At 56.1% G+C, this 16,067-nt stretch carries 15 protein-coding genes; 10 read left to right on the forward strand and 5 right to left on the reverse strand.

Translation table 11 applies throughout. The features are described from left to right. Nucleotides 1-23 precede the first annotated feature (23 nt). The 9 genes from AC2T9U_RS07700 to AC2T9U_RS07740 all read left to right on the forward strand — a co-directional run bounded on the left by AC2T9U_RS07700 (nt 24) and on the right by AC2T9U_RS07740 (nt 12,014). Entirely contained in the window at nt 24-1,013 is a 990-nt protein-coding gene (locus AC2T9U_RS07700; protein ID WP_493695714.1) for an ABC transporter permease, read from the forward strand. After that, nucleotides 1,013-1,963 carry an ABC transporter permease gene (locus tag AC2T9U_RS07705; RefSeq protein ID WP_493695715.1) on the forward strand — a complete coding sequence of 317 codons (951 nt, stop codon included), beginning with the start codon at nt 1,013-1,015 and terminating at the stop codon, nt 1,961-1,963. Before AC2T9U_RS07700 ends, AC2T9U_RS07705 begins: the two co-directional genes overlap by 1 nt. Beyond that, nucleotides 1,960-4,134 (forward strand): ABC transporter ATP-binding protein, encoded by a 2,175-nt coding sequence (locus AC2T9U_RS07710; RefSeq protein WP_493695716.1) that lies wholly within the window; start codon nt 1,960-1,962, stop codon nt 4,132-4,134. Before AC2T9U_RS07705 ends, AC2T9U_RS07710 begins: the two co-directional genes overlap by 4 nt. A 19-nt stretch (nt 4,135-4,153) precedes the next feature. Further along, nucleotides 4,154-5,842: an ABC transporter family substrate-binding protein gene (locus AC2T9U_RS07715; RefSeq protein WP_493695717.1), complete on the forward strand. Its 1,689-nt coding sequence runs from the start codon at nt 4,154-4,156 to the stop codon at nt 5,840-5,842. Between the two features lie 347 nt (nt 5,843-6,189). Continuing rightward, a complete protein-coding gene (locus tag AC2T9U_RS07720; RefSeq protein WP_493695718.1) occupies nt 6,190-7,803 on the forward strand; it encodes a peptide ABC transporter substrate-binding protein in 1,614 nt (537 codons plus the stop codon). A gap of 138 nt (nt 7,804-7,941) precedes the next feature. Continuing rightward, on the forward strand, nt 7,942-8,868 hold the full coding sequence (locus AC2T9U_RS07725; protein ID WP_115029751.1) for an ABC transporter permease: 927 nt from the start codon (nt 7,942-7,944) through the stop codon (nt 8,866-8,868). Further along, nucleotides 8,861-9,817 (forward strand): ABC transporter permease, encoded by a 957-nt coding sequence (locus AC2T9U_RS07730; RefSeq protein ID WP_493695719.1) that lies wholly within the window; start codon nt 8,861-8,863, stop codon nt 9,815-9,817. Before AC2T9U_RS07725 ends, AC2T9U_RS07730 begins: the two co-directional genes overlap by 8 nt. Before the next feature lie 29 nt (nt 9,818-9,846). Then, nucleotides 9,847-10,968 carry an ABC transporter ATP-binding protein gene (locus AC2T9U_RS07735; RefSeq protein ID WP_208303174.1) on the forward strand — a complete coding sequence of 374 codons (1,122 nt, stop codon included), beginning with the start codon at nt 9,847-9,849 and terminating at the stop codon, nt 10,966-10,968. After that, nucleotides 10,965-12,014 carry an ABC transporter ATP-binding protein gene (locus AC2T9U_RS07740; RefSeq protein ID WP_493695720.1) on the forward strand — a complete coding sequence of 350 codons (1,050 nt, stop codon included), beginning with the start codon at nt 10,965-10,967 and terminating at the stop codon, nt 12,012-12,014. The genes AC2T9U_RS07735 and AC2T9U_RS07740 overlap by 4 nt, the downstream gene beginning before the upstream one ends. A gap of 323 nt (nt 12,015-12,337) precedes the next feature. Here AC2T9U_RS07740 and AC2T9U_RS07745 read toward each other — a convergent pair whose 3' ends face one another. Both AC2T9U_RS07745 and AC2T9U_RS07750 read right to left on the reverse strand, forming a co-directional pair. Continuing rightward, nucleotides 12,338-12,718, reverse strand: coding sequence for a hypothetical protein (locus AC2T9U_RS07745; protein ID WP_493695721.1), 381 nt, complete (start codon nt 12,716-12,718; stop codon nt 12,338-12,340). Nucleotides 12,719-12,751: 33 nt separating this feature from the next. Then, nucleotides 12,752-13,306, reverse strand: coding sequence for a hypothetical protein (locus AC2T9U_RS07750; RefSeq protein ID WP_493695722.1), 555 nt, complete (start codon nt 13,304-13,306; stop codon nt 12,752-12,754). A 169-nt stretch (nt 13,307-13,475) separates the two neighbouring features. Between AC2T9U_RS07750 and AC2T9U_RS07755 the strand changes: the two genes are divergently transcribed. Continuing rightward, complete coding sequence (locus tag AC2T9U_RS07755) at nt 13,476-13,613, forward strand: hypothetical protein (protein ID WP_493695723.1); 138 nt, start codon at nt 13,476-13,478, stop codon at nt 13,611-13,613. A 130-nt stretch (nt 13,614-13,743) separates the two neighbouring features. Here the strand turns inward: AC2T9U_RS07755 and AC2T9U_RS07760 are convergent, their stop codons facing one another. From AC2T9U_RS07760 to AC2T9U_RS07770, 3 genes are all read right to left on the reverse strand, one after another. Next, nucleotides 13,744-14,517 carry a hypothetical protein gene (locus tag AC2T9U_RS07760; RefSeq protein WP_493695724.1) on the reverse strand — a complete coding sequence of 258 codons (774 nt, stop codon included), beginning with the start codon at nt 14,515-14,517 and terminating at the stop codon, nt 13,744-13,746. Then, nucleotides 14,511-15,257 (reverse strand): ABC transporter ATP-binding protein, encoded by a 747-nt coding sequence (locus AC2T9U_RS07765; protein WP_493695725.1) that lies wholly within the window; start codon nt 15,255-15,257, stop codon nt 14,511-14,513. Before AC2T9U_RS07765 ends, AC2T9U_RS07760 begins: the two co-directional genes overlap by 7 nt. A gap of 231 nt (nt 15,258-15,488) precedes the next feature. Continuing rightward, a complete protein-coding gene (locus AC2T9U_RS07770; RefSeq protein WP_493695726.1) occupies nt 15,489-16,064 on the reverse strand; it encodes a DUF6226 family protein in 576 nt (191 codons plus the stop codon). Between the last annotated feature and the right edge of the window lie 3 nt (nt 16,065-16,067).

Here is a 16,067-nt window from a genome sequence, read left to right on the forward strand (position 1 = left end):
CATCCAATCCCGGAGGTGGCGACGTGCTGAAATACCTTTTCAGGCGCCTAGCAAACTACTTCGTGATGATTTTTGTGGCGACATCGGTGGCGTATTTGGCCGCCGTGACAGTCATGAAACCCGAAACAGCGCTACTGCAGCGCACTCCACGCCCCACCATGGAACAAGTCACCGCGCAGCTGCAGGAAGCTGGGCTGGATCCAACCCTGAACCCGTTCCAGCGTTACCTGGTGTGGCTGAAAAACGTGGTTTTTCACTTCGACTGGGGCATGGGGCCAGACGGCTCCAGCATCAACCAAGAATTCCTTACCAGAGCAGTTATTTCTGGGCGCCTCGTGCTACTGGCAACACTGTTGTCGATCGTCATCGGCATTGCTCTAGGCGTGTTCGCCGCTTCGCGGCAGTATTCCTTCTCAGACCGTTCAGTTACGACGCTGAGCTACGTCATTAGTTGCATCCCGGCACCGGTGATTTACCTGACTGTGCAAATGGCTGGTATCGATCTCAACGACGCCGTGGGCACGCGTTTGCTTTACGTCTCTGGCATGTATTCGGTGCCGCAGCCCGAAGGGGCGGTGGAACGTGTTGTCGACATAGCGCAGCACCTTGTTCTTCCTACGGTGGCGCTGACGATTGTTGCTTACGTCAGCTATCAGTTGCTGCAGCGATCTTTGCTCTTGGACAACATCAACGCTGATTACGTGCGTATGGCCCGCGCGAAAGGGCTCACGAAGTCCCAAGCGGTGCGTAAACATGCTCTGCGTACTTCTTTCATCCCGGTGGCGCAGTCGATCGCCTTCCAGATTCCTGGCATTTTTACCGGCACATTCATCATCGAGGCGGTGTTCGCTTGGGAGGGCCTGGGCCGGTACACCCTCGATGCAATTACGTCGACACAAAACGTCAACGCAGCCGTGGCCGGAGTGGCTTTCGGTGGAGTGATGTTCGCCATCGGTGCTATCTGCGCTGACTTGTCGGTGGCGATCGTGGATCCGAGAGCGAGGGTCGCCTGATGACTAGCGATGCACACACCTGCACTGAGCCCCCGGCACCTCTGCCTGGCGGAGCTGCTGCGCCTGTGGGCTCTGTTCAGCCGGAGCATGCGATCACGCGTAAGTCCACGCTCATTCTGCGCCGACTGTTGCGGAACAAAGGAGCGATCGTTGGCCTGGTGATGCTGGGCTTGGTCGTGGTTTTCGCACTTGCTGGGAACACCATCAACTCGTTTTCGTACACCGATCAGGACCTGATGAATTTGGGGGCTGCCCCTGGTGAAGGCGGCCATATTCTTGGCACCAACGCTGGCGGGTTAGATCTGTGGGCGATGTTGGTGCGCGGTACTGGAAAGTCTTTGCTTATCGCTTTGTGTGTGGGCGTGCTCGCTCCGCTAATCGGGGCGGTGTATGGCACGGCGATTGCTTTCTGGGGTGGCACACGTGAGCGGATAGGCATGTGGCTGTTGGACATGCTGATTTTGATGCCGTATTTCCTGGTCATCGCGGTGTTGATGGGCTCCAGTCAGGGGAATGCTTTCCAGTTGGCGCTGTATTTGACGTTGTTTGGCTGGATGGGGTTGGCGCGTGTGGTGCGAGCCACGACGCAGTCGTTGCGTGAGCGTGAGTTTGTTGCGTGTGCGCGGTACATGGGTGTGTCGGATTGGCAGATTATCCGGCGGCACATCATTCCGAATATTGGCTCGTATTTGATTCTCAACATTGTGTTGGGAACGTTCGGGGCGATCATCGCCGAGACGTCGTTGAGCTTCCTGGGTGTGGGGGTACGGCCGCCGGATGTCTCTCTTGGCCAGCTGATTGGGCAGTCAGCCAGTCAGTTGTCTGCTTATCCGTGGATGTTCTGGGGTCCGGTGGCGTGTTTGCTGTGGATCACTTTGTCCTTGTCTTTGGTCGGTGATGGTCTGCGTGACGCTCTCGACCCCAACAGCAAGTCCGGAGGCCGAGCATGAGTAACGTTGTTTTGTCTGCTGAGCACACTGTGTCTTCTCCGCAGGAGCAGGCGGTTTTGTCGGTGCGGGATTTGCATGTGCGGTTTCCTTCCGAGGCTGGGGTGGTGCATGCGGTACGCGGCATGGATTTTGATCTGTTCCCGGGCCGGGTTTTGGGGATTGTTGGCGAATCGGGGTCGGGTAAGTCAGTGACCTCGCTGGCGATGATGGGGCTTTTGCCTGACAGCGCGAAGATTTCGGGGTCGATCACGTATCAGGGCAAAGAATTGATTGGCCTGTCTGATCGGCAGATGTCGGCGCATCGTGGCCGTGATATCGCGATGATTTTTCAGGATCCGCTGAGTTCGTTGACGCCGGTGTTCACGGTGGGGCAGCAGATTATTGAGGCGTTGCAGGCACATCAATCGCTGTCGGCGAAGGCAGCTCGGGCGCGCGCGATTGAGTTGCTCGAGATTGTGGGGATTCCCAGCCCGAGCTCGCGCGTGGATTCCTACCCGCATGAGTTTTCTGGCGGGATGCGCCAGCGGGTGGTGATCGCGATTGCGATCGCGAACAATCCGCGCGTAATCATCGCTGATGAGCCGACGACGGCGCTGGATGTGACGATCCAGGCGCAGATTTTGGATGTGTTGAAAGTGGCGCAGCGGGAGACTGGTGCGGCGGTGGTGATGATTACGCACGATTTGGGTGTCGTGGCGGGCATCGCTGATGACGTGATGGTGATGTATGCCGGGCGTCCGGTGGAGAAGGGTCAGGTGGATGACATTTTCTACCGGCCGCGGATGCCGTACACGCTGGGTTTGTTGGGTTCGATTCCGCGGGTTGATCGGCGGGAGAAAGCTTCGTTGGTGCCGATTGAGGGAAATCCGCCTAATTTGATTCATGACCCGACGGGGTGTCCGTTTGCGCCTCGCTGCCCGTTGGTGGTTGATGCGTGTGGTGATGGTGAACCTGCGGCTGTGATGGTGGAGCCGGGGCATATGAGTGCGTGTGTGCGGCATGAGTATTTGCGTGACATTCAGGGTGCCACGGATGTGTTCCCGGTTCCTGCGGTGGCGCATTCACCGTTGGAGGGGGTGCCTAGGCAGCAGCGGCAGACGTTCTTGGAGGTGGAGAACCTGCACAAGCATTTCCCGCTGAAGAAGGGGGCTTTGTTTAAGCGTCAGGTCGGCGAGGTGAAGGCCGTTGATGGGGTCTCTTTCGATGTGCGTGAGGGTGAGTGCCTGGCCATCGTGGGTGAGTCTGGGTGCGGTAAGTCGACGACGTTGCTTGAGATCATGGAGATGGATCCGGCCACGGTTGGCAAGATCGTTGTGTTGGGTAAGCCGGTTGCGTCGTTGCGGCGTAAGGCTGAGATCACGGCGTTGCGGCGCAATGTGCAGTTGGTGTTTCAGGATCCGATGGGGGCTTTGGACCCGCGGTTCACGGTGTATGAGTTGATCAGTGAGCCGTTGCGGGCTTTTGGAATGCCTGAGGATCAGCGGCAGCAACGCACTCGTGAGCTTATGGCCACGGTGGGCTTGGAGCCGGACCATTTGAACAGGTTTCCTTCGCAGTTCTCAGGTGGTCAGCGTCAGCGCATCGGTATCGCGCGGGCGCTGGCGTTGAACCCCAAGGTGATTGTGTTGGATGAGCCGGTTTCGGCGTTGGATGTGTCTGTGCAGGCTGGGGTGATCAACCTGCTGGACAGGCTCAAGGCGACGTTGGGTATTTCGTATTTGTTTGTGGCCCATGATCTGGCTGTGGTGCGTCACATCAGTGACCGGGTTGCGGTGATGTACCTGGGCAAGATTGTGGAGATCGGGGATGTGGATTCGGTTTTCGATAATCCACGGCATCCGTATACGCGTGCGCTTCTTTCGGCTATTCCGCTTCCTGATCCGGTGAAGGAGCGGACTCGTGAGCGCATTGTGTTGCGGGGTGATTTGCCTAGTCCGTTGAACCGGCCGGTGGGGTGTGATTTTGCCTCGCGGTGTCCGGTGGTGGAGCTGTTGGATGAGCAGCAGCGGCAGCGGTGTCGTGAGGCTGAGCCTGCGTTGGAGGCTGTTGGTGCTGGCGATCACCAACAGGCTTGTTTTTTCCCTGATCGTTTGCGTGCTGGGGAGCAGGTAGGTGGGGGAAGTAACGCTGGTGTGGGTGGCCTGTTCGGGGAAGGACAATGCCGTGAGTAAACGCAGGTGCACTGTGGCAGTGGCGATCGTGATGGCTGCTGTGCTGGGGGTTTCTGGTTGTGCTGGTGGGGGTGGGCAGGATTCGAAGAGTTCGGTGAGTAGTCATGATCCTGCTTCGTTGGTGCAACGTAATCCGCAGGATCGGGCTCATATGGATAAGGGCGGCACCGCCGTTTTCGTGATGAAGACTTTTCCAACGAACTACAACGGTCTGCACACCGATGGCAACAACCATAGTTGGGGTCAGATCACAGCAGCCACAGATCCGATGCTGTTTATCTATTCGCCGCAAGGGGGTGCCAGTGCCCGCACTGAGTACCTCACCAAGATGCCGCATGTGGAGGTCAGCGGCGGCAAACAGGTGGTCACTTACGACCTCAACCCGAAGGCGATCTGGAATGACGGAACCAAGATCGATTGGACTGCTTTTGAGGCCACGTGGAAGTCTCAGCGTGCATCGGTAGATGAGGGTAAGTACAACAACTCTGGCGCCACTGCTGGCTATGAGGACATCGAGTCGGTAGAGAAAGGGGATACCCCTGAGCAGGTGGTTGTGACTTTCAAAAAGCCTTTCAATCCGATCACTGAGATTTTTGCATCTTTGATCCACCCGAAGGTGGCGAAAGATCCAGAAACTTTTAACACCCTAATGAAGACGGATCCGCATCCAGAGCTGCGTTCTGGACCGTTTGTCATCAAGGAAATTGATGATCAGAGCAGGACTGTCGTCATCGTCCCTAATAACAAGTGGTGGGGAAATACACCGATGCTGGATCGGGTGGTGTTTCGTCAGATGGAGGAGTCGGCAACCATTCTGGCGTTCAAAAATGGGGAGATCGATGCCACGGATGTAGCAAATAAGGCACGGTTGGAGCAGATCCGTGGCACTGCTGGGATGGAATTACGCCACAGCCAGCTGCTGTACAACAACGTCTATATTTTCAACGCGAACTCACCGAGCCTCAAAGACATAGCTGTGCGTAAAGCCATCTGGCAGGGATTGGACCGGGAGCAGCTACGGAAAATCCGATTCAATGGGATCGACTACACCGAGAAACCGGTCGAATCTGGGTTATTCTTCTCCTTCGACCCACGAGCTGAGAACAATATGCCAGTGAAGTTCGACCCGCAGGCTGCACGGAAAACGCTACAGGATGCAGGGTATCTCCCCCAGGCCGATGGGATCGTCGCGAAAAACGGCACGAAGCTGTCGGTTCGCTACACAACTTTTGGCGATGACCCACTGCAAGCAGCACTGGCGCAGACCGTCCAGTCCCAGCTGAAAGCCATTGGCATCGACCTGCAACTCGATATCCGCCCGTCCGCACAGTTTGGAAGCACAGTCGAAAAGAAAGACTTCGACTTCCTCCCCATGGCATGGACGGCAAATACGAACAGCCCCCTGGGGGGAATGTGTCAATCAATGTGCTCCGATTCCAGTAGCAACTTCTCTGCCGCAGGCAGCCCAGAGATTGATGCCCGTCTCAAAAAGCTTGGGTCCATCACAGATGAAGAAGAACAAGCCAAAGAGATGAACGCTGTGGAAAAGGAATGGATGGCCGCAACATACGGTCAACTTCCGCTATGGAATGGACCGAAGATCACCGCCACGCGTGAAGGGCTAGCCAACTGGGGGCCCAGTTTGTTCCAAGAACTGACCCCGAAATGGGAAGAAGTCGGCTGGCAGAAAGGCTTCAAGAAAGGGTGACCTAACTTATTGCTTGAGGGTCCTTTCTTTACGGCCAAGGAATCCCCGTGACCATATTTCGGACACTGGATTTCTTGGCCGTCTTTACGCCCAAAATCAGGCATAACGCCCCAATAACCACATTCACCGGCGTGCCGTCGCACTAATCGGAGTGGACAAAAAGCGGACATAGCGTACCTTTACGCAATCGGATGAATTCTTGTGCGTCCGCTGGTCACCCCACATATGCCCCAGCGCGCCCTCATCCTGTGCCCCCACGGCACCGCGCCCGATGTCATCAACGACACCCGGGCGCCCTTCGGAGAACGCAACGATGCGCTCCCCGTTGACGCAGAAAGGAAGTGCAGATGCCTATCCGCACACGCGCCGCCCTCGCAGTCGGCCTCTCCCTCACCACGCTTCTGGCCGCCTGCGGCGGTGGAGGCTCCAACGGTTCAAAGGTGGAAGGCGGGGCAGTCACCATGCGCGGCTGCAACCCCCAGAACCCCCTCATCACCACCTCCACCAGCGAGGTATGCGGCGGCGACGTCCTCGACGCGGTCTCCTCCGGGCTCGTGCGATACAACGCACAAAGCGGAGCGCCCGAAAAAGACATGGCCGAATCCATCGAGACGACGGACAATCAGCACTTCACCGTCAAACTCAAACCAGGCCGCAAATTCTCCGACGGCACCGAAGTCAAAGCCAAAAACTTCGTCGACGCCTGGAACTGGGGCGCATACGGACCCAACGCCCAAATCAACTCCTACTTCTTCGAACCCATCAAAGGCTACGAAGACCTCCAAGGCGACAAAGGTGCACAGCCCAAAGCCAAAGAGATGAGCGGCCTGAAGGTTGTTGACGACCACACCTTCACCATCGAAACCACCCAAAAAATCGCCAACCTCGAAGTCCGCCTCGGCCACACCCCCTTCATGCCGCTACCCGACGTCTTCTTCAAAGACACCGAGGCATACGGCAAAAAACCCATCTCTGCTGGCCCCCTCATGGTCGAAAACTGGACCCCCAACCGAGAAATCGTGCTGGTGAAAAACCCGCACTACGACGGCCCAGACAAAACCCAGGTCGGCAAAGTCACGTTCCGCATCTACCAGAACTCTGACGCTGCCTACAAAGACGCCCAAGCCGGCAACCTCGACATCGACAACGACCCGCCACAGTCATCCCTCATCAACGAGAAGTACAAAAACGACTTCAAAAACCGAAACATCTCGGCCCCCATCGCCGGCAACGGCACCATCGCGTTCGCGCCCAAAGAAACCGACCCCAGCATCCAAAACCCCAAACTGCGCCAAGCGCTATCCATGGCGATCGACCGCGAAACCATCAGCAAACAGATCTTCGCTGGCGCTCGCGTCCCCGCCACCGGGTGGGTCCCCCCAGCCGTTGACGGCCACAAAGCTGGCGGCTGCGGAGAATACTGCACCTACAACCCCACCAAAGCCAAACAACTCCTCGAAGAAGCCGGCGGCTACACAGGCACCCTCACCTTCAGCTACAACGCCGACTCCGACCACGGCCCCTGGACCAAAGCCGTCTGCAACAACATCCAGCAGAACCTCGGCATCAACTGCGTCTCCACCCCCGTAGTCGACTTCAAAACATTCCGCACCCAAATCACCAAACATGAAATGAAAGGCATGTTCCGCGCCGGATGGCAGATGGACTACCCCTCCATCGAAAACTTCCTCACCCCCCAGTTCTCTACCGGCGGATCCAGCAACGACAGCAAATACAGCAACCCCGAATTCGACAAGAAACTCGCTGAAGCCGCCGAAGCGCCCTCCTTGGAAGAAGCGAACAAGGAATACCAAGAAGCAGAAAGCATGCTCGCCAACGACATGCCCAGCATCCCGATGTTCGACTACACCCGCCAAGTCGTATACAGCGACCGCATCAGCGACATCAAAATCACCAAAAAAGGCACCATCGACTGGGCCTCACTCAAAGTTAAAGGCTGACAACAGCCCCAGTAACACCCCCGCGCACCTCCGGGGTGCCGCGTCTACAACGACGCGGCACCCCACAAAGCCGCACCATCACGGCCTACACCCCCACCACGCCACACCACACACCGCCACAGAGCAGGAGCCAAAACTGTGGGCACCTATGTTCTGCGCCGACTACTACAGATGATCCCTGTCGTACTGGGCGCAACCTTCCTCATTTTCGCGATGGTCTTCGCACTACCCGGAGACCCCACTGTCGGTAAATGCGGTGAGCGCCCATGCTCACCCGAATTCGTTGCTGAATTCCGCGCCCAACACAACCTGGATGACCCCCTGATCATCCAATACGCGAAGTGGGGAGGAAATGTACTCCAAGGCGACTTCGGAAAGAACTACTTCGGCAACCCCATCAGCGAAGAGCTCACCGAACGCTACTCAGTCACCGGGCAACTAGCCATCGTCGCCGTCACCGTCGAAATCATCATCGGTGTCCTGGCCGGAATCCTGGCTGGAATCCGCAAAGGCGGATTCATCGACGCCCTCGTCATGGTCGGAACCCTATTCGTCATCTCCATCCCGATCATCGTCATCGCCCCCATCATGCAACTCGTGTTCGGGATCCAACTCCAATGGTTCCCCGTCACCGTCGGCTACGAACCCGGCTGGTACCAGCTCCTCCTGCCCGGATTCGTCCTCGGATCCCTATCCATCGCCTACGTCGCCCGACTCACCCGCACCAACCTCGTCGAAAATCTCCGCGCTGACTACGCCCGCACCGCACGCGCCAAAGGCCTCACCCAAAAACGCGTCGTCGGTATCCACGTACTGCGCAACTCACTCATCCCAGTCATCACCTTCATCGGTGCCGACTTCGGTGCCCTCCTAGGCGGGGCCATCGTCACCGAACGCATCTTCAACATCCCCGGAGTAGGCGGATACATCTTCGAAAGCATCGCCAACCGTGACGGCATCGCCGTCGTCTCAGCCGTCACGATGCTCGTCCTGGTCTTCCTGCTCGTCAACCTGATCGTCGACCTGCTGTACGGCGTTCTCGACCCGAGGATCAGCCATGACTGACACCAACATCACCCCCACCGGCACCACCCCCAGCAGCGCCGCCCAGGAACCCACCATGAAACCCACCACCACCGCAGAGGCCCCCGCACGGTCCCTGACCTCCGACGCCTGGCGCTACCTGCGCCGACGCCCCCTGTTCTGGGTCTCCACAATCATGATCATCATCCTCGTGCTCATGGCCATAGCGCCCAGCCTCTTCGCCCACGGCGACCCCTACGCCGCCGACCTATCCCAATCACGCGCCGAACCCAGCGCCGAGGCATGGTTCGGCCGAGACATCCAAGGCGCAGACATCTACACCCTCACCATCTACGGCGCGCGCGCCTCCATCCTCGTCGGTGTCCTCACCACCATCGCCACCCTCCTCATCGGCGCCATCGTCGGCACCCTCGCCGCCTACTTCGGCGGCATCTGGGACACCCTGCTCATGCGCGTCACCGATGTTTTCTTCGCCATCCCCATGCTGCTGGGCGGCATCCTGTTCATGACCTCTTTCCCCAACCCACCCGACGCCAGTTTCTGGGTCGTCGTAGGCAAAGTGGTCCTCGTTTTGTCTCTCTTCGGCTGGCCCAGCATCGCCCGACTCATGCGCGGAGCCATCCTCCAAATCAAAGACAGCGAATACGTCATGGCAGCCCGCGCCCTCGGGGCAGGAACAGGGCGCATCATCTTCCGCCACCTACTGCCCAACGCATTCGCACCCGCCCTGGTGGTCTCCACCATCAACCTAGGCACCTTCATCGCCGCCGAAGCAACCCTGAGCTTCCTCGGCATCGGGTTGACCTCCCCCGCCATCAGCTGGGGACTAGCAATCTCAACCGGCACCGACGCCATCTACGCCGCACCCCACATCCTGCTCTTCCCGAGCCTGTTCCTGTCGATCACCGTCCTGGCCTTCATCCTCCTCGGCGACGCCGTCCGTGACGCGTTCGACCCCAAGGCCCGATGACCGCCCCCGAACGCAAAGAAGCCCCGCCCATGACCACCACACACACCAAACACGCCACCCACCGCAACGTCGGCCAAACCCTCCTGGAAGTCGATAACCTCCACGTCGACTTCCACACCGACGACGGCGTCGCACACGCCATCAACGGCGCCTCATTCAGCGTCGCCGAAGGCGAAACCCTCGCCATCCTCGGCGAATCCGGATCCGGGAAATCTGTCACCGCCCAAGCCATCATGGGCATCCTCGACACACCACCAGCACGCATCGCCTCCGGATCCGTGCGCTACCGCGGCCGTGACATCCTCACCCTGCCCGAAAGCGAACGCCGCAAACTACGCGGACCTGACATCTCTATGGTGTTCCAGGACGCCCTATCGGCCCTTAACCCTGTCTTCCCCGTCGGCTGGCAAATCGCTGAAATGCTCCGCGTCCACCGCGGCATGAACCGCAAAGACGCCCTCGACCAAGCCATCCGACTCATGGAACGCGTCCACATCCCCGGCGCAAAACAACGCGTCAAAGCATTCCCCCACCAATTCTCCGGCGGAATGCGCCAACGCATCATGATCGCCGTGGCCATCGCGCTAGACCCAGCAGTCCTCATCGCCGATGAACCCACCACCGCCCTGGACGTCACCGTCCAAGCCCAAATCATGCGCCTGTTGGCCGAACTCCAAGAAGAACGCCACATGGGCCTCATCCTCATCACCCACGATCTAGGGGTCGTGGCCGACGTCGCCGACCGCATCGCCGTCATGTACGCCGGACGCATCATGGAACAGGCCAACGTTTTCGACGCCTACGCCCACCCCGCACACCCCTACACCAAAGGTCTCCTCGACTCCATCCCCCGCATGGACGGTCGAGGCGAACAACTCGCCGCCATCGGTGGACTGCCGCCCAACCTGCTCGCCATGCCCCCCGGCTGCGAATTCCAACCCCGCTGCCGCTACGCCACCAGCGAATGCACCCGCACCCGCCCAGAACTGCACACCGTCGAAGACGACCCCACCCACCCGCACACCTCGGCCTGCCACTACGCAGACTCCCTCTTCGAGGGCAAACTCACCCCCCGCGCCGAAGTCACCACCACCGGCAGCATCCGCACCGTGCCCACCTCAACCACCCCCACGAACGGAGAAACACGATGAACGACGTCATCCTCCGTGCCAACGACCTCGTCAAGCACTACCCCATCCGCAAAGGTGTTCTGCGCCGCAAAGTCGGAGATGTCAAAGCCGTCGACGGCGTCTCCTTCGAACTACGCAAAGGCGAAACCCTGGGCATCGTCGGCGAATCCGGATGCGGAAAATCCACCCTAGGTCGCATGCTCGTCCGCCTCGAACACCCCACCTCCGGCAGCGTTGACTTCGACGGAGCAGACCTGGCCACTGCCACCGGCGCCGCCCTACGAAAAATGCGCCGCGACATCCAAATCGTCTTCCAAGACCCCTATACCTCACTCAATCCACGCAAAACCGTCGGCGACATCATCGGCGAACCCTTCGACATCCACCCCACCGCTACCCCTAAAGAAGGCAAAAAAGCCGCCGTACGAGAACTGCTCGACATGGTCGGCCTCAATCCCGAACACATCAACCGATACCCCCACCAATTCTCTGGCGGTCAGCGACAACGCATCGGCATCGCCCGCGGCATCGCCTTGCGCCCCAAAGTACTTGTCTGTGACGAACCAGTTTCGGCCCTTGATGTTTCCGTCCAGGCCCAAGTCGTCAACCTCATGGAACGACTCCAAGATGAGCTCGGGCTGGCCTACATCTTCGTTGCCCACGATCTATCCGTCGTCCGCCACATCTCTGACCGCATCGGCGTCATGTACCTGGGCAAGATGGTTGAACTCGGCACCGAAGAAGAAATCTACGAACACGCCACCCACCCATACACCCAGGCACTCCTGTCCGCCGTGCCCGTCCCTGACCCCACCGTGCGCGGCTTAGGAAACCAAATCATCCTTACCGGCGATGTCCCCTCCCCCGCGAACCCACCCAGCGGCTGCCGATTCCACACCCGCTGCCCCATCGCCACCGACATCTGTGCCACTGATGACCCAGAACTCATCGACCGCCCAGACACCACCACTACTGGCGCACACCGCAGCGCATGCCACTACGCCAAGGAAAACGCCATCATCAACAGCAAACCCACCCCATCCCTGAGTGAACCTGCCGGAATCTAACCCCACGTGCCTTCACCTGTCACCACACGTGACAGGTGAAGGCACGTCACCCCAAAACCACACTTCTAAAACCCAAAGTCACCTCCAAAAAACCCTGGTGAAGGTATGTGTGAAAGGGTTGCGAGCCCCTCGTCGGCGCTCAAGAGGTCATGATGCCCAACCTCGTCGGCTGGTCTCGGCACGCGCGGCCGGGGCGGCCTGACACACGGAGCCCCCCACCGGAACCGGGTTTTAGGGTCTCTTGATTACTTGAGATCCGCCGAAGGCTTTTAGGGCGATGGATAAAAAGTACATCGGAGAGGGAAAAATCAAATTCTAGATATTTAAAATCCTTGAACATCTTGCTCGATTAGAGGACACTCCCAGTGGGCAGTATAGTTTGAATCCCAGTAAAGGCAGGATGGGTGAGTATGTTGAGAGAACTGACACTTCGGCCAGTCAGAGACCCCAGTCTCACTCCAATACTCCTCTCGGAGAAAATCAACCAAGTTTTCAATAAATTGTTGAAATTGCCGAGGATTAATGACACTGACATCAGCTTCAACTAATCCAATTGATCCGCTTGAAGAAGAGATCGACAGGAGATTTGAGCCAAAGAATTTTTCTTCCCCTAATGAGAATTTATTTTTGATTTTTTGATCACTGTTGTACTTTTCGATAACCTGAAGGCTCAGATATTTAAAATCCTCAACTTTAGGACTCACGTGATCAATCCTTCTGTCCCATAAGACTAACTATTAAGACGTAAATGTGATCCATCCTTCTGTGCGAACAAGCTGTACCTGCGGTACTCCACGAGGACCATTGATCAGGAATGTAATATTGTCATAAAAGTGAATATTATGCCCGGTTTTAATGCCGGTAAAGGTCCCATGGAAGTGGTACCCAGCAGGGGCACCGTTATGTGCCGCCAAACCCTGATATCCCTTCATGGAAGCAGCTTTCCAAAACATTTTTTCTTTAGCTGGACTAATTGCTCGGCGCACATTGTTTGCGTTTAGTTTTATTCCCCATTGCGCATAAGGGGACTCTGCCCGGTTTCCCGGGGTGCAGGCACGTTGCAGGGTGAAAGTTCCACCAGTTCCCTGATAGGTGTACATTTTGCCGCACTTTAACGGAGCATATTTTCGCACGCCTTGTTCATTCGTGATGAATGTGAGCATTTCCGGATCAGTACCAGCGGGAAAGGTCTGCTCATTCATCGAGAGCTCAGTCAGGGGTTCAGCATCGGAATTCAAGGCGTAGGCAGAGCTAGGTTGATTGAGCACTGCAACTACCAACAAAGTGGACACCACGATCGCTGTGAGCTTAGTAGTCCTCATGCGGAAAAATTAACCCATAGGTGTCCTATATATGTGCGTACATAGATGCATCCAAGTTCGAGTGGTGTCATTTTATAATTTGTTCCGGACGGCATGTTTTTGTTGCCTATCTGGGCGTTTAACCTTCATGCGACGCTTGATGACCAACTGGTCCTCGGCTAGCGTAATTATCCTCTTACAGGCTCATGCCGCCGCGGCTGGGACCGTCATCGCTGGGGCTGCAGTCGCTAACAGCGAACCCACCCCATCCCTGGGCAAACCTCCTGCCGGAATCTAACCCCACGTGCCTTCACCTATCACCACACGTGACAAGTGAAGGCACGTCACCCCAAAACCACACTTCTAAAACCCAAAGGCACCCCTAAAAATCATTCACGAGCATCACTAAGCACCTAACCCACGTGTGCTTAAAACTCTTTCTTCCTGAATTGACCCCACCCCACTAGAGCAATTGAGATAGCCGCCAAAGCCATAACCCCTAGAGCAGTCATTTGAGACAGAGGGGAAATCCCGAATATCTTCCCCAGAAACCCACCTCCAAGACTTGCATCAATTAATGAAGAAGGAAGAAATTTCCTAACGCCTTGGGGAGCTGCAATTTGAACAACCGGCTCGATCACCTGAATCCACAATATAATGAAGACGACTACATTTATTAGCTTGTCAGTCATCGCCCCAATTGATGCCCCAATGACGCCCACAAGAGAACTCACAACCACAAGGGAAACCAAAGTCAACATGATCTGATAAGGAAAAAACTTCACGTCACGCTCAGAAGTATAAGAAATTATCGAGACAATACCTAGCGACGACACACAAAGAAGAGCAGTAAAGAAAGCATTCGACAACGCGGCTGAAGCAAGCTTTACACTATAGAGCACAGACCGACGAGGGTTTCCAACCAATGAATACAGAATAGTTTTATTTTGGAACTCTAGATTAAAAGACAAAACCCCCAGAATAAGAAGCAACATGTAAGACAGCGAAAAACCTAAAGTAAGTAGAGTGTCCACCAAGCGAGGGTCATTTGCATCAATAGGCGAACTACTTACATTGAGGCCAGCAAACGTAAAGAATAAGCACACTACGATACTTATCAGTACAGTTGCTACACCCACTCCCCACCAAACCACACTCGTTGAAGACTTTATTAATTCAGATTTCAGCTGTGCTTTCAGCACTTCACTCCCCCTTTTTTCGCAGTGATGATCTGATACGCATCCTCAAGATCTAAGTTTTCTCGACCAGAGTATTTACTGCACGTCTCCTTTAGGCCAGAAAGATCCCCCTCATAGGCAACACTTCCCTCTTTGATAATAACTACACAGTCAATAAATTTTTGCGCCTCATTGAGAAGGTGAGAAGAAACGATTATAGTCTTCCCACTATCTGCAAGCTTCTTTAGATAGTCCCTTATCCAGATTATTCCATCAGGATCTAGGCCATTAGCGGGCTCATCTAGTATGAGGAAATCTGGGTCACCCAATAAGGACATCGCTAGAGCTAGCCGCTGCTTCATGCCCATGGAATACGAGCCAACCGGCTGCTTTTTTGCATACCCCAATCCAACTTGTTCCAGCAGTTCATCGATGCGAGAATCCGAACAATCTGCCAGCGGCGCGTAGGACCGTAAATGATCAACTGCCTTTCTCCTTTTGTCCATCGCGTCGATTTCCATTGAAAATCCCACCTTGGTCAACGGAAGAGAGAAAGATGCGAGCCGGTCACCTCCATAAGTAACACAGCTTTTAGGATTATCTGAACTCATTATATTCAGCATAATCTTAAATGTGGTTGTCTTACCTGCCCCATTGGGCCCCAATACTCCTGTTATCTTCCCAGTCGGAGCAGTGAAAGAAATATCTCGAATAACTTCTTTGTGACCTAATGTCTTTTTGATATTTTCTACTCTAATTGCCATCAAAGCCCCCTTCAGTGAAAAATTCCTACCCAGAGCCCCTCCGCCTCCACTATAAGAACAAAGAGCGCGAGCTCTAACGGGTACCCCGTCAGACATTAACGGCGTACTCGAATCCTAAATTGACAGTAAACAGGAATGCGACTTAAAGACTAAATCCTTTTTCACGACCTGCAGGCGCGCTTTTCAGCTACTATGCTTCACGCATTTCCTATGCTTTCGCGTCCACGAGAATTAATCCACCCACGCCGCCCCACGCCACTGCCCCACCAACGGATGGTCAAGAAAATGCGCGCCACCTTGACTACTGAACTGCGACAAATACACATACCGATCCTGCTCATCCTGCCGCACAATCACATCACCGGTCACCACAGACTCAAACGCACAATCAAAAAGCCCCAGCAACGACTCACTACCAAAATCACACCCCTCACACCCACAACGCGGCTCAGACTCAATCACAAGCTGAGGATGAGCAACAGCCAACGTCGTCGGCTCCTGCACACCCGTAGTCACCCACAACGCTAAAGTCCCCGAACGCTTCGCACGCACCAGCTCACGACGCAACCTCTTCCCACCCTGCTGCACATACCCAACCTCCACAGCAGAAGCCACGCCCAACCCAACCAAAGCATCCACCCACGCCCGCACCCGCAACACCGGAGCCTCAAAACGACGAAAATCACTCGTACGCTCATACGACTCAGGCAACGGATCACCATCTTCATGCGGGCTATCCCACACCAAAGGCCCCAACACCTCATAGCGGGCCTCAACCGCATCCCGCACGTCAAACCACGTAACCATCCA

This window comes from Dermatophilus sp. B7861-1, assembly GCF_058996045.1.